The organism is Caballeronia sp. LjRoot31, from assembly GCF_964253885.1.
Classification (GTDB): domain Bacteria; phylum Pseudomonadota; class Gammaproteobacteria; order Burkholderiales; family Burkholderiaceae; genus Caballeronia.
The window spans coordinates 109913-130910 of the sequence record NZ_CAXURX020000004.1; the positions used below are offsets into that span (position 1 = coordinate 109913).

At 56.7% G+C, this 20998-nt stretch carries 26 protein-coding genes; 19 read left to right on the forward strand and 7 right to left on the reverse strand.

What is annotated here, in order from left to right:
• Positions 1 to 67: 67 nt before the first annotated feature.
• The 10 genes from ACSQ8V_RS38500 (at position 68) to ACSQ8V_RS38545 (ending at position 10903) form a co-directional block, all read left to right on the forward strand.
• The gene (locus ACSQ8V_RS38500) at positions 68 to 1015 is read left to right on the forward strand and encodes a PDR/VanB family oxidoreductase (protein WP_436209370.1); all 948 of its coding nucleotides are present in this window, start codon (positions 68 to 70) and stop codon (positions 1013 to 1015) included.
• Between the two features lie 223 nt (positions 1016 to 1238).
• On the forward strand, positions 1239 to 2741 hold the full coding sequence (locus tag ACSQ8V_RS38505; protein ID WP_436209371.1) for a PepSY domain-containing protein: 1503 nt from the start codon (positions 1239 to 1241) through the stop codon (positions 2739 to 2741).
• A gap of 87 nt (positions 2742 to 2828) precedes the next feature.
• Positions 2829 to 3173, forward strand: coding sequence for a DUF3088 domain-containing protein (locus ACSQ8V_RS38510; RefSeq protein WP_436209372.1), 345 nt, complete (start codon positions 2829 to 2831; stop codon positions 3171 to 3173).
• 32 nt (positions 3174 to 3205) lie between these two features.
• On the forward strand, positions 3206 to 4345 hold the full coding sequence (locus tag ACSQ8V_RS38515; protein WP_436209373.1) for a porin: 1140 nt from the start codon (positions 3206 to 3208) through the stop codon (positions 4343 to 4345).
• 182 nt (positions 4346 to 4527) lie between these two features.
• Complete coding sequence (locus ACSQ8V_RS38520) at positions 4528 to 6102, forward strand: nickel ABC transporter substrate-binding protein (protein ID WP_436209374.1); 1575 nt, start codon at positions 4528 to 4530, stop codon at positions 6100 to 6102.
• 36 nt (positions 6103 to 6138) lie between these two features.
• On the forward strand, positions 6139 to 7086 hold the full coding sequence (locus ACSQ8V_RS38525) for an ABC transporter permease (RefSeq protein WP_436209375.1): 948 nt from the start codon (positions 6139 to 6141) through the stop codon (positions 7084 to 7086).
• A 1-nt stretch (position 7087) separates the two neighbouring features.
• Positions 7088 to 7984: an ABC transporter permease gene (locus ACSQ8V_RS38530; protein ID WP_436209376.1), complete on the forward strand. Its 897-nt coding sequence runs from the start codon at positions 7088 to 7090 to the stop codon at positions 7982 to 7984.
• Positions 7984 to 9012: an ABC transporter ATP-binding protein gene (locus ACSQ8V_RS38535; RefSeq protein WP_436209377.1), complete on the forward strand. Its 1029-nt coding sequence runs from the start codon at positions 7984 to 7986 to the stop codon at positions 9010 to 9012. The genes ACSQ8V_RS38530 and ACSQ8V_RS38535 overlap by 1 nt, the downstream gene beginning before the upstream one ends.
• Positions 9009 to 9962 carry an ABC transporter ATP-binding protein gene (locus ACSQ8V_RS38540; protein WP_436209378.1) on the forward strand — a complete coding sequence of 318 codons (954 nt, stop codon included), beginning with the start codon at positions 9009 to 9011 and terminating at the stop codon, positions 9960 to 9962. The genes ACSQ8V_RS38535 and ACSQ8V_RS38540 overlap by 4 nt, the downstream gene beginning before the upstream one ends.
• Before the next feature lie 380 nt (positions 9963 to 10342).
• Positions 10343 to 10903, forward strand: a complete 561-nt coding sequence (locus tag ACSQ8V_RS38545; protein ID WP_436209379.1) for a recombinase family protein — start codon at positions 10343 to 10345, stop codon at positions 10901 to 10903.
• Between the two features lie 522 nt (positions 10904 to 11425).
• Here the strand turns inward: ACSQ8V_RS38545 and ACSQ8V_RS38550 are convergent.
• Complete coding sequence (locus tag ACSQ8V_RS38550) at positions 11426 to 11566, reverse strand: hypothetical protein (protein ID WP_436209380.1); 141 nt, start codon at positions 11564 to 11566, stop codon at positions 11426 to 11428.
• A gap of 79 nt (positions 11567 to 11645) precedes the next feature.
• Here ACSQ8V_RS38550 and ACSQ8V_RS38555 point away from each other — a divergent pair, with 79 nt between their 5' ends.
• On the forward strand, positions 11646 to 11942 hold the full coding sequence (locus ACSQ8V_RS38555) for a putative quinol monooxygenase (protein ID WP_436209381.1): 297 nt from the start codon (positions 11646 to 11648) through the stop codon (positions 11940 to 11942).
• A 120-nt stretch (positions 11943 to 12062) separates the two neighbouring features.
• On the opposite strand, the gene ACSQ8V_RS38560 is transcribed toward ACSQ8V_RS38555, so the two are convergent.
• Together ACSQ8V_RS38560 and ACSQ8V_RS38565 are read right to left on the reverse strand one after the other, a co-directional pair.
• The gene (locus ACSQ8V_RS38560; protein WP_436209382.1) at positions 12063 to 12473 is read right to left on the reverse strand and encodes a histidine kinase; all 411 of its coding nucleotides are present in this window, start codon (positions 12471 to 12473) and stop codon (positions 12063 to 12065) included.
• A 57-nt stretch (positions 12474 to 12530) separates the two neighbouring features.
• Positions 12531 to 13298 (reverse strand): COG4705 family protein, encoded by a 768-nt coding sequence (locus tag ACSQ8V_RS38565; protein ID WP_436209567.1) that lies wholly within the window; start codon positions 13296 to 13298, stop codon positions 12531 to 12533.
• Between the two features lie 413 nt (positions 13299 to 13711).
• Here ACSQ8V_RS38565 and ACSQ8V_RS38570 point away from each other — a divergent pair, with 413 nt between their 5' ends.
• Complete coding sequence (locus tag ACSQ8V_RS38570; RefSeq protein WP_436209568.1) at positions 13712 to 13921, forward strand: hypothetical protein; 210 nt, start codon at positions 13712 to 13714, stop codon at positions 13919 to 13921.
• A 42-nt stretch (positions 13922 to 13963) separates the two neighbouring features.
• Here ACSQ8V_RS38570 and ACSQ8V_RS38575 read toward each other — a convergent pair whose 3' ends face one another.
• Both ACSQ8V_RS38575 and ACSQ8V_RS38580 read right to left on the reverse strand, forming a co-directional pair.
• Positions 13964 to 14275, reverse strand: a complete 312-nt coding sequence (locus ACSQ8V_RS38575; RefSeq protein ID WP_436209383.1) for a DUF4148 domain-containing protein — start codon at positions 14273 to 14275, stop codon at positions 13964 to 13966.
• Positions 14276 to 14328: 53 nt separating this feature from the next.
• A complete protein-coding gene (locus ACSQ8V_RS38580; RefSeq protein WP_436209384.1) occupies positions 14329 to 14592 on the reverse strand; it encodes a hypothetical protein in 264 nt (87 codons plus the stop codon).
• Positions 14593 to 15086: 494 nt separating this feature from the next.
• Here ACSQ8V_RS38580 and ACSQ8V_RS38585 point away from each other — a divergent pair, with 494 nt between their 5' ends.
• The 4 genes from ACSQ8V_RS38585 to ACSQ8V_RS38600 all read left to right on the forward strand — a co-directional run bounded on the left by ACSQ8V_RS38585 (position 15087) and on the right by ACSQ8V_RS38600 (position 17368).
• Positions 15087 to 15575: a hypothetical protein gene (locus ACSQ8V_RS38585; protein WP_436209385.1), complete on the forward strand. Its 489-nt coding sequence runs from the start codon at positions 15087 to 15089 to the stop codon at positions 15573 to 15575.
• 407 nt (positions 15576 to 15982) lie between these two features.
• The gene (locus ACSQ8V_RS38590) at positions 15983 to 16465 is read left to right on the forward strand and encodes an RcnB family protein (protein WP_436209386.1); all 483 of its coding nucleotides are present in this window, start codon (positions 15983 to 15985) and stop codon (positions 16463 to 16465) included.
• 306 nt (positions 16466 to 16771) lie between these two features.
• Positions 16772 to 16903, forward strand: a complete 132-nt coding sequence (locus ACSQ8V_RS38595) for a hypothetical protein (protein WP_436209387.1) — start codon at positions 16772 to 16774, stop codon at positions 16901 to 16903.
• Positions 16904 to 16960: 57 nt separating this feature from the next.
• Positions 16961 to 17368: a PXPV repeat protein gene (locus ACSQ8V_RS38600; protein ID WP_436209388.1), complete on the forward strand. Its 408-nt coding sequence runs from the start codon at positions 16961 to 16963 to the stop codon at positions 17366 to 17368.
• 205 nt (positions 17369 to 17573) lie between these two features.
• On the opposite strand, the gene ACSQ8V_RS38605 is transcribed toward ACSQ8V_RS38600, so the two are convergent.
• Positions 17574 to 17885, reverse strand: a complete 312-nt coding sequence (locus ACSQ8V_RS38605; RefSeq protein ID WP_436209389.1) for a hypothetical protein — start codon at positions 17883 to 17885, stop codon at positions 17574 to 17576.
• 595 nt (positions 17886 to 18480) lie between these two features.
• Between ACSQ8V_RS38605 and ACSQ8V_RS38610 the strand changes: the two genes are divergently transcribed.
• Positions 18481 to 18912: a transposase gene (locus ACSQ8V_RS38610; RefSeq protein WP_436209390.1), complete on the forward strand. Its 432-nt coding sequence runs from the start codon at positions 18481 to 18483 to the stop codon at positions 18910 to 18912.
• Between the two features lie 277 nt (positions 18913 to 19189).
• Here ACSQ8V_RS38610 and ACSQ8V_RS38615 read toward each other — a convergent pair whose 3' ends face one another.
• Positions 19190 to 20113: a class I SAM-dependent methyltransferase gene (locus ACSQ8V_RS38615; RefSeq protein ID WP_436209391.1), complete on the reverse strand. Its 924-nt coding sequence runs from the start codon at positions 20111 to 20113 to the stop codon at positions 19190 to 19192.
• A 238-nt stretch (positions 20114 to 20351) separates the two neighbouring features.
• Between ACSQ8V_RS38615 and ACSQ8V_RS38620 the strand changes: the two genes are divergently transcribed.
• Together ACSQ8V_RS38620 and ACSQ8V_RS38625 are read left to right on the forward strand one after the other, a co-directional pair.
• Positions 20352 to 20576: a hypothetical protein gene (locus ACSQ8V_RS38620; RefSeq protein WP_436209392.1), complete on the forward strand. Its 225-nt coding sequence runs from the start codon at positions 20352 to 20354 to the stop codon at positions 20574 to 20576.
• A gap of 46 nt (positions 20577 to 20622) precedes the next feature.
• On the forward strand, positions 20623 to 20997 hold the full coding sequence (locus ACSQ8V_RS38625; RefSeq protein WP_436209393.1) for a transposase: 375 nt from the start codon (positions 20623 to 20625) through the stop codon (positions 20995 to 20997).
• The last annotated feature ends 1 nt before the right edge of the window (position 20998 follow it).

Below are 20998 nucleotides of genomic sequence, written 5' to 3' on the forward strand. Positions count from 1 at the left end.
TATTTACTCTACGGGTCAATAAGTCGTCTTGATGAAATTTCGCGTCCTGTGCGAGTGGAGTGGTTGCATGAAAGTAAAGATCATCACGAAAACTGAGTTGGCTGTCGGCATCGCCTCGTTCGAGCTTGCGGATCCAAACGGAGCGCCTCTGCCGGCTTTCACCGCTGGCGCCCATATTGATGTGTTCGTCGGCAACGGATTGGTACGGCAGTACTCGTTGTGCAACGACCCGAGCGAGACCTTTCGGTATCTGATCTGCGTGTTGCGCGATCCGAAGACAAGGGGAGGATCGAGTGCGATGCATGAACTCAAAGAAGGGGCGACGCTTGAAGTAAGCGAGCCCAGAAATCATTTTTCGCTGGAACCGTCCGCGAGACATTCAATATTGCTCGCAGGTGGCATTGGCGTAACACCGATCCTGTCGATGGCCTTGTGGCTAGCAAGAAAAGGCGCGTCTTTCGAAGTGCACTACTGCACCCGTAGTCCAGCACACACGGCATTTCACGAGCGATTCCTCCAGCCCGACCTGCGCGATCAGGCCCGTGTTTATTTTGACGACAGCCCGGCCTGCGATCGATTGCAGGCGCTACGAATCTTGGCAACGCCTCACCCCGCGAAACACGTCTACGTCTGCGGTCCGTCTGGGTTTATCGAGTCCGCTGCCAGCGCAGCAATGGCAGCGGAGTGGAATGAGGCGAACGTACATCGTGAACATTTTGCCGCTCAGCCGGCGCTCTCCGGGAAGGCCGGTTCGTTCGCACTTCGGCTCGCGAAGAGCGATAGGGTGATCGAAGTCGACCCGAACGAACGAGTGATTGATGCGCTTGCGCGAGCCGGGGTCAAGGTTCCGATCTCTTGCGAAGAGGCTGTGTGCGGAACGTGCCTGACTGGCGTACTCGGAGGCGAGCCGGATCACCGCGACAGCTATCTGACTGCTCGCGAACGGAAGATGAACGACCGTTTTCTGCCGTGTTGCTCACGTTCCAAAACACCCATGCTTGTTCTCGATCTTTGACCTTTTGCTGCTGTCATCTACTGCAGTTAGCGCACCAAGGCGGACGCTGCGATCTCCCGTTGCCGTCGTAACGCCGCCAGTCCCGCACTTTGGCAAGATCAGGACGGTAATAGTCATTTGCGCCACTGGCACGGACTTTTTGCGTTGCTTAACCTGTGTGTCAGGTCGTCATATAGCCACCACGCAGTGTCTGGCAGGCATGTCTTTTTAAGGGAGCTTTCAAATGAGCACAGCAGCAAGTCCAGCGGCGCGTCCGAAATCGCGCATGACGCCGCTTCGATGGCTCGTCGTGGGCCATCGATGGGTCGGTATCGTCCTGTGCCTGTTTTTCTCGATGTGGTTCGCCACTGGCGCTGTGATGATGTTCGTCCCATACCCGTTTCTAGGTGACGGTGCGCGCATCGCCCATATCGAACCGCTGCGTGCAGATCAGATCAGTGTCGCGCCGTCAGCCGCAGTCACGGAGGCGGGCATTGTCAGTCCGAGTCGTATCCGTTTGCTCGAAGTCGCGGGACAGGCTCTCTATGTGGTGAATCCGCCTAAGGGTCCCCAGGTAGTGGTGTCAGCGACAACGGGCAAGCGAGTCGATGGCGTAACCTCAGCCCAAGCACAGGTAGTCGGAGAACATTTCGCGCAAACCCCCGTCAAGGACGTCTCCGAACCCTTCGACTACGACCAATGGGTCGTGCATCACCGGTTTGATCGCTATCGTCCGTTGTACCGTGTAGACCTCGCCGACGACGCCGGGACGCAGCTGTATGTTTCTGAGCGGTCGGGCGAAGTCATTCAACGTTCTACACATTTCGAGCGCTCATGGAATTACGTGGGTGCTGTCCTTCACTGGATCTATCCCACCGTGCTTCGCAAGAGCTGGGTCACGTGGGACCGCACGGTGTGGTGGCTCTCCCTCGTCGGGGTGGCCGTTACGATCGCAGGTATCTGGTTGGGCATCGTTCGCTGGAGAAATCAGGTGAAGTCAGGCCGAGGCGGGATGAGCCCCTACCGCGGTTGGATGAAGTGGCACCACATTGGCGGAATCGTCGTGGCCGGGTTCGTTTTTACGTGGATATTCAGTGGTTGGTTGTCGATGGATCATGGCCGGCTGTTCTCGACAGGAGACATGAGCGACGCGGAAGCGTCGGCCTACACCGGCATTTCACCTCGCGATGCAGCCAAAGCCGTCACACCCGATCTATTGCGGCGCATGCTGCCGGCTTCCGAACTTGAAGTCACGGCGCTTGCCGGCAAAGCTTATGTTGTGGCTCGCGGAGCAGGTTCCGAGCCGAAAGTCCTCGCGGTGGGTTCCGCCACGCCTGCGAGCGCGTTTGCCGACGCGGACATTTGGGCCGCAGTGCGGGCCGCATGGCCCGGGATCAAGGTCGACGCGCCCACGCCGATTCCTCTTGACGACACCTACGCTCGATTGCGCAGCACCGACGGAATCGGTGGGGACGGCGTACGCGTCGTGGTGCACGACGACAGCAACTCGGACGTGTACGTGAACCCCGTCACGGGCAAGGTCATCGAGGTAATGGATACGAGTCGCCGGGCTTATCGCTGGCTCTATTTCGGTCTACATACTCTGGACTTCCCGTTCCTATCCAGCAACGTGATCTGGAAGCCGCTGATGCTGATCCTGCTCGCGCTTGGGTTCGCATTCTGTGTCACCGGCGTCGCCATCGGATGGAAGCGTCTTGTGCGCAAGTTCTCGTTTCGCCGGGCATAGCGCCCGCGTGTCCTAAACACGGATGACCATGCGGGGAGCAAGGTGGCCGCATGCATCAAAAGTCTTCAACCCGTAGTGAGAGAGAAAGTGAAAGACAAATTATTCATGCTTCGTCCCGGCTTTTTTCAGGGATCTGAGGGTCCGTTCTATTGCGGCGACTCCGTCGCTGTCGAAGGTCTGCTCGGATTCTTTCCGCATCTTCGCAGTGAGATCGAAGTCGAGTATATCGATGCGCCTCGCCCGCGCGCTGCCATTGTCGAGATGATCGGGCAGGAGAATCAGTCGGCGCCCGTCCTGGTTCTGGCTGAGGGTAGAAAACCCGTCGACGAAGGAGTGCAAGTGCACCTCTACGGAAATACCCGCTTTATCGATTCCCCGGACCATATCCGTCGTTACTTGTCATCTCAGTACGGTGTCGCCCGACCGGCCTGACAACTTTTCTCATCAATCTTTAAAGGCCTCTCATGCAAACCCGGCACCTCCTGGCAGTTGCCGCACTTGGCGGCATCGCAAGTTCGGCACATGCGCAAAGCAGCGTCACGTTGTACGGCATCATCGATAACGGTATCGCCTATGTGAACAATATTGGTGGAGCACATTCCGTGCAGGCATCGACTGCAAATCTGTATGGCAATCGATTTGGCCTGAAGGGTGCAGAGGACCTTGGACAGGGTTTGAAAGCTGTGTTCACCCTGGAGGGGGGATTTAATGGGTTCAGCGGGCGTTCGGGTCAGGGCAGCCGCGAGTTTGGCCGGCAAGCTTACGTTGGTTTGTCTGACGCTCGCTACGGAACATTGACGCTCGGCCGTCAGTACGATCCTTTGGTCGACACCGTTGCCAACTTCTCAGCGCAAAACGAGTGGGCGACCGACTATGCAGCCCATCCCGGCGACGCGGATAACCTTGACGGGTCGTTCCGAATCAACAACGCGGCGAAATATGTAAGCCCGACATACGCGGGCTTGCAGTTTGAGGCGTTGTACGGACTCAGCAACCAGGCAAGTGCGGGGAACGGCACCGGGTTTTCAAACAACCGCGCTTATGCCGCATCGGCCTCTTACGCGAATGGTCCGTTGAATCTCGCGTTAGGCTATCTCAAGCTCAACAATCCGGGTGCGGCGAACAATACAGGTGGCGCAGTTAGTGGCGATTACGGTGGCACTCTCTACGTGAGTCCGCAATCTGGGGCTGCCGCTTCTTCGGATGCGGTTATCGCCGCTGGTGGCACATACGCAATTGGCAAAGCAACACTCGGCGCTGTCTATTCGAACGTCAAACTCTCGTACTTCGATCAGACAAGCCTGCACCTGGACAACTATGAGATCAACGGCCAGTACCAACTGACGCCGGCCTTGCTGCTCGGGATCGCATACACCTACACGGACGGCAAAAGCAATCTGCACTCGGGCACCCAGCGCCCGCGTTACCATCAAGTGGAACTCGGTACCAATTATTCTCTCTCCAGGCGAACTTCGGTATATCTCGTCGGCATATACCAACAAGCCGCCGGAGATGCAAAGAACGCAGAGATTGCCGAGTTAGACCAGGCGTCGTCCACAAACAAACAGATCCTCATTGTGGCCGGACTCAAGCATAGCTTCTAGAAAATCCGGTTTCTATAAATTTGGAGGTCGGTAACAGCTGCAATCGAAGCGCTATACGATTATCAAGTCAAAGCATGATCCTTAGTAGTTAAGTATAACTAATGATACTGATTTGTTTCGTGCAGCCTGAAATGACGTAGCGGCTTGACCCGATCGTCTCCCAACTACCGCGCTAAATCGATATGAAAACCGTGATGCACACTCGTTTGCGCAAGGCCGGCGTTGCCTACCTTCCACTTCTGCTGTTCTTTCAGAGCGTTACAGCAGTGGAAGCGAAAGATACGAATACGTTGCACGTTGCTTTGGCGCAGGAGGCCGGTAGCCTCGACCTGCTTCAAAACGAGTCGGCGTTGAGCTCATACGGCCTGGTGTTCGACGGCCTCGTGCATTACGGAAAGGGTGGGAAGCTTGAGCCCGATCTAGCGGAGAAGTGGGATGTGTCACCTGATGGGAAAACCATAACGTTCCAGTTGCGAAAAGACGTACGGTTCAGTGACGGCACGCCATTTGACGCCAAGATAGCCCAATGGAATTTGGCGCGGTGGATTGGCAAAACCGACTTCTCATGGATCGGCGTTTCGGAAAACTTCGAGCGCATGGAGGTAACCGGTCCATACACACTCAAGCTTTTTCTAAAAGCTCCGGCGCCGGTCGCCTTGGCTGAACTTTCCATTGTGCGTCCAGTGCGCTTTATCTCGCCCAAGGCGGTAGATGCGAAGGGGCAGCAGATCGCGCCGGTAGGCACCGGTGCGTGGAAGGTGGTCCAGAACGATAAGAGCCAGACGGTGCTTGTCCGAAACGACTATTACTGGGGTCCAAAACCGTCGTTCAGCCGGATAGAGCTGTTGGTGGTTCCCGACGAGCTTTCGCGGGTAAATGCGTTGCGTGCGGAGGATCTCGATGTAATCGGCGGTGAATGGGTTGCGCCTCTTCTTCCGAATCGGGCGAAGGCTTTGGCGAGCGACCCGGGAGTCGGTGTGTTTGCTGCTCCTGGTGTGTCAACGGTCTTGCTGGGGTACAACAACGCTCGCGGTCCTCTCGCGGACGCCAATGTCCGGCGAGCGATCAGTCTTGGACTTGACCGCGCCTCGATCGCAAAAATTCTTTATCAAGGCTATGCAGATCCTGCGAGCAATCTCTTCCCAGCGACCATTCCGGATGCTGGCAAGCGTGAACCTGTGGTCGTAAGGGACGTCGCCGCGGCCAACAAGTTGCTTGATCAGTCCGGTTGGATCAAAACAGGGACGGTGAGGCGGAAGGACGGAAAAGATCTGACACTAAATCTGCTCGCATCGGATCAGGTTTTGCCAGGGGCTCGCCGACTTTCCGAACTGATCCTCGGCCAGCTTGCCGACCTGGGCATTACGGTAAACGTCTCTTCACTGGATGACGCGACCTACCACGATCGCCGGCAGAAATTCGACTACGACCTGGCCTTCTTCAGCACCTATGCAGCGCCGTACGATCCTCAGGGTTCGCTTTCCACTATGTTTGTTTCGACCGCAGACAGCGGTCCAGACGGAAAGATATTCGTGTCGAAGGAACTCGATGGCGTCATCAACGCGGCCCTGTCGGCAACGGGAGAGGATAGAAAGGCCAAAGTGCAGAAGGTCTATGACTGGATGAATCAGAACGCAGCCATTTGTCCGCTCGTTTATCCGCAACGGCTGTGGGCCTATAACAAACGCGTTAAAGGCTTCGCTTTGCCGCCCACGGAGTACGACATGCCGGTGTCCAACCTGTCTCTTACTCCGTGAGGCGCAGCACCATGGATATCGAGGAAGGTCGACACGATGCTTAAGCTATTTTACCGGCGGCTCGCGCTGGCAATTTGCCTTGTCGGTGTCGCGAGCGCGCTGACCTTCGCGTTAATTGCAACGGCTCCCGGCAATGCTGCTAACTTCCTCGCGGAGCGAGCCGCGGGTCCTAAGGCGACTCACGAGTTGGTCCAGAAGATCGAGCATGACCTCGGTCTGAACGACCCGCTGTATATCCGTTTTTTTCACTGGGTGGGAAACGTGGCCGATGGGCGGTTGGGCGAATCCCTGCGCACGGGGCACCCGATTACGGAAGAGTTTGCACAAAGGCTTCCAACGACGATTCGGCTTCTGCTGGGTGGAGGGGTAATCGCTTTCTTCATGCCTTTACTGATAGGCGTGGCTGGAGCGTTAAGCGACGGCGGTGTCCTTGATCGGAGCTTGCGGGTGCTCGCGATTGTCGGCGCGTCGGCGCCAAATTTCTTCGTTGGCGCTCTGCTCGTGCTTTTGTTTTCCGTGAAGCTGCATTGGCTACCCGCCTTTGGAACCTCCGGATTGCTGTCTTGGGTGATGCCGTGGGTCACGGTAGGCCTTTTCCCGACGTGCGTTCTGAGTCGCGTGGTCCGCGTAACGCTGCAAGAGCTTATGTATCGCCCATTTGCCACAACCGGTTTCGCCAAAGGTTACGGCCGCATGGGAGTGCTTGTATACGAGGCCTTGCCGAACCTCGCGGTGCCTTTTCTCACAACGTTCGGTGCGCAGTTCGCGTTGATGATCATTGGTGCAATTGTCGTTGAATCAGTTTTTGCGTGGCAGGGCATTGGTGCGTTCTTCATCGACTCTATTCGTTTCAGGGACTTCCCCGCGATGCAGGCGATTTTGATGACTTTTGTCGTGTTTTTCGTATTCGTGAATCTATTGGTCGATATGGTCTGTATGTTGATCGACCCACGCATTCGCCGGTCGCAATTCGAGAGTGCGTGAAATGATCAATCGACTTAGGGAACGGCTTGGTGGTATCAGCCCTTATGCCTTGATACCGGTCCTGCTGTTTGTGTTGGTTGCGGTCTTCGCACCGGTACTGGCGCCGTACGCTCCAGGCACGCAGGTGATCACCGACGCCATGCAAGGACCGAGCGTCGCGCATTGGCTTGGCACGGACTATTTGGGACGCGATCTCTTGAGCCGTCTCATCTGGGCGGCTCGCGTCTCGCTGGCTGCGATGACCATCGTACTGGTCTCAGCTTTGGCAATCGGCATTCTGATCGGATCTATCGCCGGTTACGTGGGTGGCAAGATAGACCTCATCCTGATCAGTGTCATCGACATCATGCTCAGCTTGCCAAGCTTGATCATTGCGTTAGCGCTGATTGGCATCGTTGGGCCCGGTTACTGGTCGATGATCGCGGCACTCACACTCGCCTGGTGGGCGAACTACGCACGGATGAGTCGTGCAGTCGTAGCAAGCGAAGTCCATCAACCGCACATCGAAGCCTGCAGGGTCATTGGTGCCAGTCATTGGTGGGTTTTCACGCGGCATATTCTGCCGTCTGTACTGGGCGTAGTGCTTGTCTATGCGAGCGCCGACGCAGGTGCTCTGGTCCTGTCCATCGCTACCCTTAGCTTCCTAGGGCTCGGCGTTACGCCCCCGACTCCAGAGTGGGGCCAGATGTTGGTCGATGGCATGAGTTACCTCGAAGAGGCACCAAGCATGGTTCTGCTTCCGGGTCTTGCGTTGACGCTCGTTGTGGTCAGTTTCAATGTACTTGGTGAGGCGATCGCTTTGAAGAAGTTGCCGCGAGCGATAAAAGGACGTGTCTTGTCAAAGCGCATACGAGCCAGAGCGGATGAAGAGAAGACGATTAAGCGGGGTGTCCAGTAATGCCAATGACGATTGACGAGCCGCGCTCCCAGCCGATCTACGAGGTTGATCGACTGATCGTCGACCTATATACGGACAAGAGAACGATCCGCGCCGTAGATGACTGTTCCTTTTCAATTAAGCCTGGCGAAACACTGGCGATTGTTGGCGAGAGCGGAAGCGGTAAGACCGTGATGACGCTCGGTCCGTTGGGACTGCTCCCTGAAGGGATCGCGGTTCATTTTCGCGGTAAGGCGCTCACGGGCCGAGGCGATCTTCTTGCTGTGAGCGGGCGGCATCGGTCGGCGGTTAGAGGAAACGACTTTGGGGTAGTTTTTCAGGATCCATTGAGTGCGCTCAACCCGATGCGGCGCATCGGTCCGCAATTGGCCGAGCAGGCCCGGCGCTTCGCCGGCCTCTCTGCTGTCGCCGCAAAGACGGATGCCATATTGAATCTTCGGCGGGTTGGCATCGCCGATCCGGAGGACAGGTACTGGCGTTATCCGCATGAATTCTCGGGCGGCATGCGCCAGCGCGCCATGATCGCATTAGCGCTGGCGTCCCGACCGAAGATACTCCTTGCCGATGAACCAACGACCGCGCTGGATGCGACAGTCCAGGCTCAGATCCTCGCGCTGCTCAAGCAGATCCAGGCAGAGGATGGTCTGGCAATCATTCTTATCACCCACGACATCGGTGTAGTGGCAGGCACGGCGGATCGAGTCGCCGTCATGTATGCGGGGCGCATTGTCGAAGAAGGAGCGGTCGCAGACGTACTCAAAACGCCCATCCACCCCTATACACAGGGCCTGCTTTCTTCTGTCCCCGACCTTGATACGCCAATCGGCGAGCGCCTGACTGAGATCCCCGGAGCGCCGCCTGACCTTTCGAGCCTGGCGGCTGGATGTCGGTTTGCGTCGCGTTGCTTCGCTGTCACGCCTTCATGCGATCTGACTCGTCCGTCTTTAGCGTCCGTATCGTCGGTTACGCCCACACACAAAGTTGCGTGTTTCGTGATGCAGTCAAGCTGCGAGGAGACGATCAGATGAATGCGTCAGCGGCTATTAGTGTGAAGCAGCTTCAAGTGCACTTCGCGAGTTCCAGGGGCACCCCGGTACGCGCCGTGGACGGTGTAGATATGGAAATACAGCAGGGCAAGCTTCACGGCATAGTCGGCGAATCTGGCTGCGGCAAAACTTCTCTTGCGCGCGCGATTGCCGGGCTTCAGCGGCCAACAGGCGGCAGCGTGACGTTCGATGGCCGGAAGCTCGATGACTGGCACCGGGAGCGTCTTGCTTTCAGCCGGCACGTCCAGTTCATCTTCCAGGATCCGTTGGCATCGCTAAGCCGGCGACAAACGATCTCGCAATCTCTTGAAGAGCCCCTGAAAATTCACGGTTTGGGAACTGCCTCTGAGCGCCGCGAACGAATCCTGGAATTGCTTCAACTCGTGAGCTTGCCGGAGACATGCCTGGATCGGCTACCTCGCGCGTTGTCGGGTGGTCAGCGGCAGCGCGTGGCAATCGCTCGCGCGTTGGCGCTCGATCCTCGTATCCTCATCTGCGACGAGCCATTGAGCGCGCTCGACGTTTCGATTCGGGCGCAGATTCTCAACCTCTTCGCAGATTTGCAGAAGAAGCTGGATCTTTCAATCGTGTTGATTGCGCATGATCTGGCGATCATTCGCTTGGTGTGTACTCGAGTGAGCGTGATGTATCTTGGCAAAATCGTTGAGACAGGCCCTACGTCCGAACTCTTTGCGCGGCCGCGCCATCCCTATACGCGCGCTTTGCTGGATGCAGTCCCGTCGATCGATCCGGAGATCGAACGTTCGCGTCATGTTCAATTACTTTCTGGTGACCCGCCGAGCCCCAGTTCGCCGCCCGCAGGCTGTCGGTTCCACACGCGCTGCGCCTTTTCAGCGCCGGTCTGCGAAATGGAAGAGCCGATACTGAGGCTGGTTGATGAACGAACCAAGGTGGCCTGTCACCTAGCTTAACAAGCTTACCCATGCCCTCGGAGAAAGCGATCGTTGAAGAATTCGACGAATGCGTCGTATGTGCACCGCGCCAATGTCAGCGCAAACGTGCACTCCGAGAGTGGGCGCGATGTTCTCTGAGAGCCGCTCGCTCAAGCTGGGCCAGTGCCGCAACGAAGAACGGATGACGGCGGCCCGATGTCCTCACGAAGAAGTTCTACCGACGCCGACCGAAGGAAAGGCGTCATTCCTTTCATGGTAGGTGTCAGGTTGATGTATGCCCTATCCTGACGTCAGGTATGACTGTCAGAACCGTCAGGATAGGGCCGATTAATCGATTATTTGACGGTCTCCTCGGGAAGTCATAGATTTCAATCTGACATCTTTACCGGAAGTCGGTCATGAACGGCCAGCGCGTCGGGTATGTCCGGGTGAGCACCTTCGAGCAGAACGCCGTGCGACAGCTCGACGGAATTGAGCTTGACCGGACCTTCACTGAGAAGGCCCCGGGAAAGGACACGAGGCGGCCGCAACTCGACGCGTTGCTGACCCTCGCGCGCAACGGCGACACGGTGGTCGTGCATAGCATGGACCGGCTTGCCCGAAATCTGGACGATCTTCGCCATATCGTCCAGGTGCTGACCACACGCGGGATGCGTATCGAGTTCGCGAAGGAATGTCTGACGTTCACGGGCGAGGATTCGCCGATGGCGAATTTGATGCTGTCGGTGATGGGGGCCTTCGCTGAATTCGAGCGCGCGCTGATTCGTGAGCGCCAGCGTGAGGGCATCGCCTTGGCAAAGCAACGCGGCGCCTATCGCGGTCGTAAGCCGGCATTGTCCGACGCCCAGGTCTCCGACCTCCGCAGTCGCGTAGACGACGGTGAACGTAAAGCTCATATCCTTTGTGAATTCGGAATTAGCCGCGAAACCCTACACCTATATCTGCGCTCGACGAGGTGAATCTTGCCCCGCCGAGAACTACTTACCCCTGACCAGCGATTCCAGCTATTTGCGTTCCCCGCGGATGAAAGTGAGTTGATCCGCTTGGCCTCGTCGTCGACGGAGGACTTCACCTTTGTTCGACGACATCGAGGCGGCCTAAACCGTCTCGGGGTATCGCGGTGTTAATGGTCTACCTGCGTTATCCAAGTGGGTGCTGGGACCTGCTTAGAGGCAGCATGCGCCGAGAACACCTGCAGAAACTTCTCGTTAGGTTGGACCTAGTGCAATTCAGTCGGAAGGACTATCGTGCGCTGGTCGAGTTGCTGCTACCTGTTGCGATGTAAATTACCCAAGGAGTTGTGCTTGCGCAGACCGCGGTTGACGAACTTGGGCGTAGGCATGTGCTGTTGCCGCCGGTTCCTGCACTCGAAAAACTATGCGCGGCCGTGGCAACACGTGCACAACGCAAAGTGCACCGTCTGTTGACCGCACCGTTAACCGATGAGCAACGCTCGGCGCTCGACCAACTTCTGTTGCCGCTCACCGATCGCCCGTCAGTAAGCTGGCCTGGCTAAGGCAATTGCCGGGAGAGCCCAGCGCGAAGCCGTTCTCGCACATATTGAGCGATTGCAGGTAATCCGATCGCTCGGTCTGCTGGAGGGAGTTGGTCGCAAGATCCATCAGAACCGCCTGCTGCGCTCGAGTTGCCGGGATCATTCGCGAATTCGTCGATGGGCTTGATCGTGCCAGCGGAGAGGCAATGACGATCACGTTGCTAATGAACGTGAAGGAAGGTCTTGCGGAGGAGTTTGTTAGCGGACTGCCCGCGCTAATTCGCGAAACTTCATCTTCGCCGGGTGCCAGATCGGTTCCCTCGTTTCGCAATGGCGAAAGTGCAAACGCAATCCTGTCTATCGAGGAGTGGGAAAGCGAAGAGGCGTTCAGAAAATACATCACGTGGCGGACCGAGCGTGGTGATATGGAAAGGCTCGGACAAATGATGTCTCTGCCCCCTGAGATTGCTACGTGGTCCACAGCAACGCGGGCCCTGAGTTAATACTCGAACGTACAATGGCGCCGATTGTTTCCTGTTCCAAAGTACGCGGCAACTCGACCGACCACCGCTGTTCCCATCCGCTACGGGCTTCGCTAACAAATAGGAACGCGGTTGCCGGACTTAAGCCTTTCCGCTCACGCGGTCGATTTCCTTGAGAAGATCAGCCAGCGATTGCCTGCATTCCACAGCGTCCGGAGTACCCGCGCGCAGTGCCGACAATGCGCGATCGATTGCTTTATCGATGACATGCCAGTCTGCTGCAGCGCGCGGCTTCAGGGAGGGCTCCGCCTCATCCCAAGAGGTTTCGAGATCCTTGATGCGTGTCTTCGCGCCGGCGAGATTGCCCCTGTTCACCAGGGCCGAGGTATCGGCGACAATCGCCCGGAAGGGTGACAGATCGCCGAACTTCGATGCCGTCGCCGCGTTAGCCGATGAAATGATCTGATCTGAAGGGAAGACGTGTCCGGTTGCGACTACCGTGACGCCAAGCGCTGCGGCCAGAAGGGCGCGGGAAAGGGTAATTCTGTTCATTGGATTGTCTCCTGTGCAGGTGATCCGCTCAGACCGCGAGCGAATGGTTTTTAGGAATCATGCTGCGTCGAATGGACCGTCTGACGGTGTCGTTCGGCCCGATCGGTTCCGGCCCACGCTCACGAGCGAGACCAGAGCGACGATAACCACCAGGAACACCACGCTGGTCGTCACGTTGCCGAATCCCAGGCCTCCATAGGTCCGTGCCTGTGATAGCAGGTCACCCAGCGATGCACCCAACGGGCGCGTCAGGATGTAGGCTACCCAGAACGTCAACACGGCATCGGCGCCGAGATAAAACGCAACCGTGGCGATGGCAATGAGCGCCCCGAACGCGACCACGCCAACCCTGAATCCAAGGCCGAGCGCTTCGGTTGCCAGGTCACCTGCGGCCGTGCCCAACGCGAACGTGGTCAGGATGGCAGCCCAGTAGAAGAGCTCGCGCCGCCTGGTAACAATCGTGTGGATAGACAGCGTCCGCTCGCAGCGGTACCAGATCGCAAAAATCGCGGCCAGAGCGATGGCGAAAACAGTTGTGCTGACGTAAAGACTGATCCCGAGTCCGTCGGTGAGGGCATCGGTGATCTGTGTCCCCACTACGCTCACGAGTACCACGCACAGCCAGTAGATCCATGGCACGTACTCGCGCGAGCGAAGCTGCAGCATCAGCGCGATGACCAGTAACGTGCCCATGATCGCGCCCGTTATGGCGGTGCCGAGACCCACGTGGACCGCCAGATAATCGGCACCGGTTTCGCCAACTGTCGTCGACATGATTTTGATAATCCAGAAAGCGAGGGTCACCTCCGGGACCTTGTTGAGCATGTCGGAAACATGTCTGCTAGTAACGTTACTCACGCTCTTTCTCCATTGGTGCCCTACGACTGCGGTTATCCGGTTGCCGGGCCTGAAGCGCCCGGCTTTTGAGTACTACGTCGCGGACCACTATATGCAAGGAAACCTTATGGAAACCTTAACGCGCGGGCTGCCGTGTCGAACCCATCAACGTCAGGTCATAAGACCGCTGGTTCGCAATGACCGGCGGCGCGTCTCTTCCGCAGTAGAAAATCCTGTTGTTTGCCGGCCACAAAATCGCAGTGCTAATGCTCGATAGGCGCGCCGGTCAAGCGTCGCCCTCCGGTGCTCGGTCGTCCTCTTTCCAAAGGAAAGTCATCATGCGGTACACCCTCTTCGAGCAACGTAAAGACGAACTGATTCTGGTCGCCCGTTTATTGCTGATGATCCTGTTCGTGATCTTCGGGTGGACCAAGCTGACACGTTTCTCGAGCACGGTCGGCTACATGGTCTCCGAAAGGCGCGCCGTTTCCCACGGTCCCCGCTATCATCGCGATCGTCATGGAGTTTTTTGCCGGTATTGCGATCGTGATCGAGAATGTGCAAGAGTTGGGGAGGTAGATTTCGTTAGGTATCCATGTCTCACGGCATAATTGTGCAGTTCGAAGCACGCTATAACCTGGAACCACTGCGCATCAATGATGGCCGAACCCGGTGCGATTTTGGAACGGTGTCGCCGACGTACCGGAGGTCGACATGCTGTTACCCGACACCCCACCATACGACTTATCGTCGGGCTGTTGCGCATGAATCTTCTCTTCGGCTGCCTGGATACCGACTGGATAGTTCGATTCCTTTCGCCCGGGGTGATAACCCGCGTTTTCCACCTGAATGAGGTCGGCCTTGACTTGCGCGCGGGTGACCGGTGCCTGCGAGGCTTGCGCGAATGACAAAGTCGTCACGCATAGGGCAGCGGTGGCAACGAGCGTACTGAGAATTGGTTTCATAATATAGGATTCCTTAATATTAGCTAGGTAACGATTCAATTCATCGAGTCGCATTATCTATGCGAATACAGCGAGTTGTTCTCGACGAACGGAATCACGCCCTTGGGCGAATGCGAATAGCTTGACTGCGACAAACCGAAGGTCGTCGATCCATAGCTGTTCTTGTCTGTAGCGGCCGCTGAACGGTCATAGTTAGCGACCGCACTTTGCGACTGGATTGCCGGTTGGGCCGGCACGGAGCTGGCCTCCTGAGCGTGAGCCGCAACCGACACCAGAATCGTGGAACCAACCAGCAATGCGGAAAGTAGGGTTTTCATTGCAATTCTCCTTGAATTAAAATCGCGGTGATCGCGATGCGTGAGTTTCATACTACTCAGTCGCGCTTATCGGATGCTTAAGGAGAATAGTCACGTCGCAAACAACCGGCCGTCTCTTACCCTACTAATGGAACTGGACTCAAGGCCGGACACCTGAACGGGGTGCTCTGTTATCAAGCAGTTATGTAATCTTCGAAATAAGTATTCCTATCAACTTCACATCGAAGCGCCCCGAGTACCTTGCCATGACAGAACCTCTTTCCGTACCCCTGCTTCATAACTCGGTGATCCGTTCGGTAATTGATTCCGCCGTCGCCTTAGGGTCCTCACGTGTCGGTAACTTTCGCAAGAGCGGGATCCATGCTATGGGGTTCGCCGCGCCGTGCAATTAGTTACATTTGTTCTACGAGCAAACGGTCAACCCCCGTCACTCAGGGTACGTTATCAGAGACAGTCCGCATTAATCTGCGGTCGCACACTAAAGGATTTAAACAATGAAAAAAATTATCGCTGCTCTCGCCTCCGCCCTTCTCGTGTCGACCGCTTTCGCACAAACGGCGGCGCAGGAATCTGCAACAACTGAAACCGGTAGGGCCCAGTTAAAAGCAAACGATAAAAAGGTCGACGCGCAAAAAACGGCGAACGAAAAGAAAACAGACGCGTCAGAGGATGCTACGAAGGCCCAGGCGGCTGCTAATGAAGACAAGGCTTCAGCGCAAGCCGATGCCAACAAGGACGCAGCGAAGGTAGCGAGGGCGGACACCCCTAAGCAAGCCTCCGCCGCTCGGGCCGTCGCAATGAAATCGCAGCACAAAGCGAACAAGAAAAAGAGCGAAGCGCAGGCCAAAGCAAATGTGAAGAAACAGGATGCGAACAAGGACGCTTCTGTCGCACAAGCCAAGGCCGACAAGGAAAAGGTTGAGGCGCAAGGCGATGCAAACAAAGCAGCCGCAGACTCGAAGGTTGACGCAGCCAAGAAGTAACTGATCATGACAGGGGGCGTTCAATGTGGATGCCTACTGCCCGAACTCAAGAACTCGGGTGGTTCACGCTCCGGAGTCGTCCTTTAATGCGGTTTCAACAATCCGTTCGCATACTTTCGAGACCACCATGAAAATAAGATTTACGCTGGTTTTTGCGGGTTTGGCACTTACGTTGGCGGCGAGTCAATCGCAGGCTTCTGGATGTCTCAAAGGCGCAGCAGTCGGTGGCGTCGGTGGGCACTTTGTTGGCAGGGGTCACGCGGTATTGGGTGCTGCGGGTGGGTGCTTGGTCGGTCGGCACATAGCCAACAAAAAAGCGAAGGAAGATGCGGCGGCGAACAAAAATGCACAAGTGGCATCCCACCCGACACCCGGCGGCTAGACACCTTCTTTCAGAGAGTTGAAGCATGAAAACAAAAGCTATCGCGCTGCTCATGGTCGCAGCCTTAACCGGTGCACCAGCAGCGGCTGTATTCGCTCAGGAATGGCATCCGGCCTCGGCGGGTGGCCCCGATAATCATGGCCGACCCGACGATCAAGGTCGGTATGGCGATCAAGGTCATCCTGGCGATCGGGGCAAGTATGGGGATCAAAGTCACCCTACCGATAACAGCCGATACAGCGATCAAGATCGCCACGATCACGGTTGGCACGGCAGTGAACAGGCCGATAATCGCCGCGGCGGCCCCATCCCGCATCGGGATTGGCACAGGGGAGATCGGTTGCCCAATGAATATCGCGATCGAAACTACGTTGTGGATGATTGGCGCGGGCATGGCCTTCATCAGCCTCCGCGTGGGTATCACTGGGTTGGCGTCGATGGAGACTATGTCCTCGCGGCGGTAGCGACCGGCGTCATCGCAAACATCTTGCTCTCACCGCAGCGGTAGCTTCGCTAGGGCGGCGGCGAGTCCTCGGCTCCTTCGAGGCCGCCCTCTCTTACTGCAGCACATCTTCGCATTGCACGTTGTTGCCTCCTGCGTGTATGGCAGGTTTCGTAGCCGCTGAGAATGGTGAGTCGAGCATAACCGGGTGTTTTCCCCGCAGGTCGAGCCGAGTCGACCGATCGAATTAGAGCGTGTTCGAGTGTTTCACACGAGACGCTTCGTTGTGGCAAGCACATCCGTTGTGGCAAGCACATCGTTAATCCGCGGGCTCAATATAGTCCGCTTACGACTGACACGAGAGAGTGATTTATGAAAAAAACTATTGCGTTAATGTTGTTGGCCATTTGTCTTGGAAGCGCGCTGGGCGGCTGCATCTTTTTACCTGAAGGCGGCTACCACGATCACGACCATGGGCATGACCACGATCACGACCGGTATTAACTGCCTCTGACGCGCTCGCGCATTCATCTGCTCAACGGTAGCATGACAAGGAAAATTATGAGCATCTCACTCAACCGCAGGTTCGCGATGACACTGGTTGCCGGTCTCGGCGTAGGCTTGTCGTCCGTCGCGCTCGCACACGTCGATGTTGGAGTGAACATTGGAGTTCCCGGTGCTGTCTATGCACCTGAGCCCGTCTACGCTCCGCCCCAACAGGTGTATGTCCAGCCTCCACCCGCCATTGTCATTGGCCCTGGCTGGTATGGAGACAGGTACTACGACGGGCGTCGTTATTGGGAGCGTCGGGAGTGGGAAGAACGCCACGGGCGTGAACGCGAATGGCATGACGCGTGCGACTACCGCGGCGGCCATCGAGATGATTGGGGCCACGACCGTGAACACGGTGAACAGCGAGGCGACTGGCACCACGACCATGAAAACGACGGCGGGCGCGGTGACCATTGACACGCGCGGCATGAGTTCTTGCGTTCGACCTGCCAGAACCCCGCACACTTGTTCTCTCGTCTTACTGGATAGAGTTTCCCACAGTAAGACGATTGGCGCCGTCAAACGACTTCAAACGACGCATGATCGGCCATTCATTTCTTCGGCGCGACTGTCTACAACTGGCAAGTGGTCGGCGCGGTAGGGTGTCTAAGGCACTCGGCCTCTATGCGGCTATTCGCGTGGATGGCGTGCCGTGCTCGGTGACGATTTCAACGGTCGGTTCGAGCGCCGCAAGTGAGCGCGACAAGGTGGCAACGCGTTTTGTCTGGGAGACCAGCAAGTCGTATCGTGTCTCGACGGAGGCAAGCCGCCTGCTCCAGTAGGCCAAGTCCAGGCCTCGTACCGCGGTGGCCACAGATCGACGCCCGGCAATGGCAAGCACCGCCTCCAGATGACTGAGTTCGGAATCGGCCAGCTGCGCCGGCCACTTTTTAGCGTTCGATAGCACCGCCGTCGCCATAGTTTTCTTCTTCATGTTTTTCTCGATACCCCACGCCGGGTATCGAGACACCGCAACCGCTGTGCCACACGCTGCATTGCGCAACGGAAAAGTGCTGCGTTTCCCTGAAAAGCGCATTTTTTGTGAGAAGATTTTTTGGAAAACGTTTGCGCTCAGAACACGAAATCGCGGTTGGCTTCGTGGTATCTACTGACTCAACAAACGTCTCAATGTTAGCGGGGTTTGAGCGTGAGACATTTCCAATTGGGTCAGCTCTTGTACACGCGCCGATTTTTGACAAATTTCCAAGGACAGCCACCAGTCGAGTTCGGTGACCGTCGCGCTGCGGCGTCGAGGACACGCGCACCTATTCCAGCTATGGGCAACCGGGCTACGGTCAGCCGTTCCCTAAGTCTGTGCTAAGGAACTTGTTTTATTAATAAGCCGCTCGGGGTCTGTACGCTCTGCGGAGCGCAGCGTATGCACATTGGGTACGCGGTTACCAAACGCAGTGTCGCCTAATAACGACCGTCCTTTGGGAGGATTCGCTAAGCTGGGCGTTCAGGTGATTTACTCACACCAAAATCGTTATATAAAAAGAGACTGAGTTCTCGATCTTTTCCGGGGAACTATGCTTGAAGACCTAATCGACGACGACTTCTGGGCGCTTATTGAACCATTGATTCCTGCGCGATCGCTGCCCGAGCGCCGCAGCGCCGGGCGTCCCCGAGCACCGGACCGTGCCGTATTCTCCGGCATTGTGTTTGTGCTGCGATCGGGTATTTCGTGGACTCTGCTTCCTAAGAAACTCGGCTATGGAGCTGGCCAAGTTTGCTGCCGGCGATTGGCCGAGTGGCAGGAGGAAGGAGTGTGGCCAAGTCTTCAAAGATTGCTCGTAGACGAATTGCAGCGTCGCGGCAATGCTGATGCGGCAAATGCGATTGTGGACAGTTTGTCGGTTCGTGCCGTGCTGTCAGGCGACAAATCTGCAGGGACCCTACGAGCTAGCAAGCTTGTTGGCAAAGCCAGTGTCGACAGAAAACGAGCGACGTTCCGAGTTTGATTAGCGATTAAAGGGCCAACCTCGTTTCGTCATGGAGCCAGACTCGCATATCTCGATGGCTGAGCCAAAAGCGACTCTGCGTTTCGCCCGCAGGCGCGGGTGCTGACAAGCAGGATAAAAGTCACGGGATGATTGCACACCTTCCACGATCGACATGGAGAACAACTCAAAGCATGCCATCTTCTTTCATTGAGGTCGTCATCGGGGTGTAGCGCCAAGCCTTCAGCCGCAAAGCGGTGCGCCTTCGATTGCGTGTCGGTGGCTTCGTCGGTTGCAATCACGAAGGCGGTTTTCGAGCCGTCAGATACGCTATCCGGTCTGCGGTAACGAACTGCCGGGCCTCCACCCTTGGGCGAAAGATTGTCTCGAACAAGTCCCGCTCTTCTGTCGAGAAGCGTTCCGTGAGAATGCGACTGAGCGACGGTGCCCAGGGGTGAGGCGAACTGCCAAGAAATACCTCCCACGAATGCACCGTCGACGGGAGGACATTGACGTGAAACTCCATGTGGATGTCGATGAACCCCACATCCAGCGCGAAGCGAACCAAATCGCGTTCACTAAAATTGGTGATGGGATTGCTGGCAATTTTTTCTTCAGTGTCGGGAAACTGGGCACCTTTCCAACGACTTAGAAGGGGAAAGAATCGATCATCCAATCCCGGGGGCTGTGCGTCTACCAATTGTCTTAGCGAGGCAGCCTCAAACGCATCGTCGCGAAGGATGGGTTCGCCGATCGACAGTCGTCCTCCAGGCTTAAGAACACGGCGGAACTCACGAAGCGCTTCCACCTTGTCGGGCACGTAGGCAAGCACAGCGCGCGTGGTAACAACGTCGACAGATGCGTCGTCCACGTCCTTTAGCGCACCGGCTGAACATTCGATAAATCTACACTGGCTTTGAACGCTCCTTTGAATCGCCAACGCTTCGGCATGACGCAGTAACGGCGCCGATATATCCGTGAGGATAACGCGAAGTGACGGGCCGATAGCGTCGATGGCCCGAAAAGCTATCAGCCCGTCGCCAGTCCCGATGTCGACTAGCGTCATGCCAGTAGAAAGCCGGGCACCGTCCAGAACTCGATCCGCGATTGGGTCAATTGCGGCGCGCAGAATCTGTTCGTGCTCGGGATCGTTACCGAAGCGCGTGTGCAAGAGCCATTCAGACCAGACATCAATTTGAGATTCGTTTGGCCCGGTGTTCATTTGTTGCAGGCACCTCAGGGCAGAAATGAGAGACGAGACCGCCAGCCGCATAGGTACGTTGAGCTTGGAGCAAAATACCGGGCTCGAATCAGAAACCTCTGCGGATTTAAACACGCAGTAAGCGAATAGAGGATAAGGCCAGTGTCTTAGTTGAAGCTTAGGAAGGTCCGGTCCCCAGCTCGAGTTGCGGATTTCCGTCCATCAGGCAGGCTGCTATCCGTTCAGGCGCCCGCAACTCTTGCAACAACGCACCCTCCACATCCTAAGTATCGAGAGCCTGTTGGCACGGCAACTGAACCCGCGCTTGAACGCTGAACAAGTCAAGCGGTTCGATGAAGCGGACGGGCGCGCGCTGAGCTTGCCGCCGCACGTCGAGCCCGCGCTGATGGCCAGCTTGGCGGTGATGCATACGCTGCGCGGCGATATTACTGCACTCGCGGCGATCCTCCATCGGGAAGCCTAGCTACCTCCTGAGTTGAGATCTTGAAAGACCACGCCCGGCATCGGAAATGCGCTCGCCGCGACGACCATTCTCGAGACCAGCACCATCAGGTGGTTTGCGGCTATTTCAGTTCCTATTGCCGATGTGTTGGCGCGAGCGGATCTCGAACGGCAAGAAAAAAAACGAAGACAATTCAAAGAACGGCAACAAGTATCTCGCCTGTGCGTTCATCGAAGCTGCAGCAGTGGCGTTGCGCTGCAGCACGCCGGCGAGACGCTTCTACGAACGCAAGACGGCTAAGCGCTTGCCCGTTGTCCCGATGAAAGCGCTCGCGCCCAACCTTGCACGTGCTACCTACTACATGATGCGCATCGGCAAGCATTTTCTCAGGCGGGCTTCTTGCTGTTCTTCTCCAACATCATTGACTAACGCTTATCGCTGAG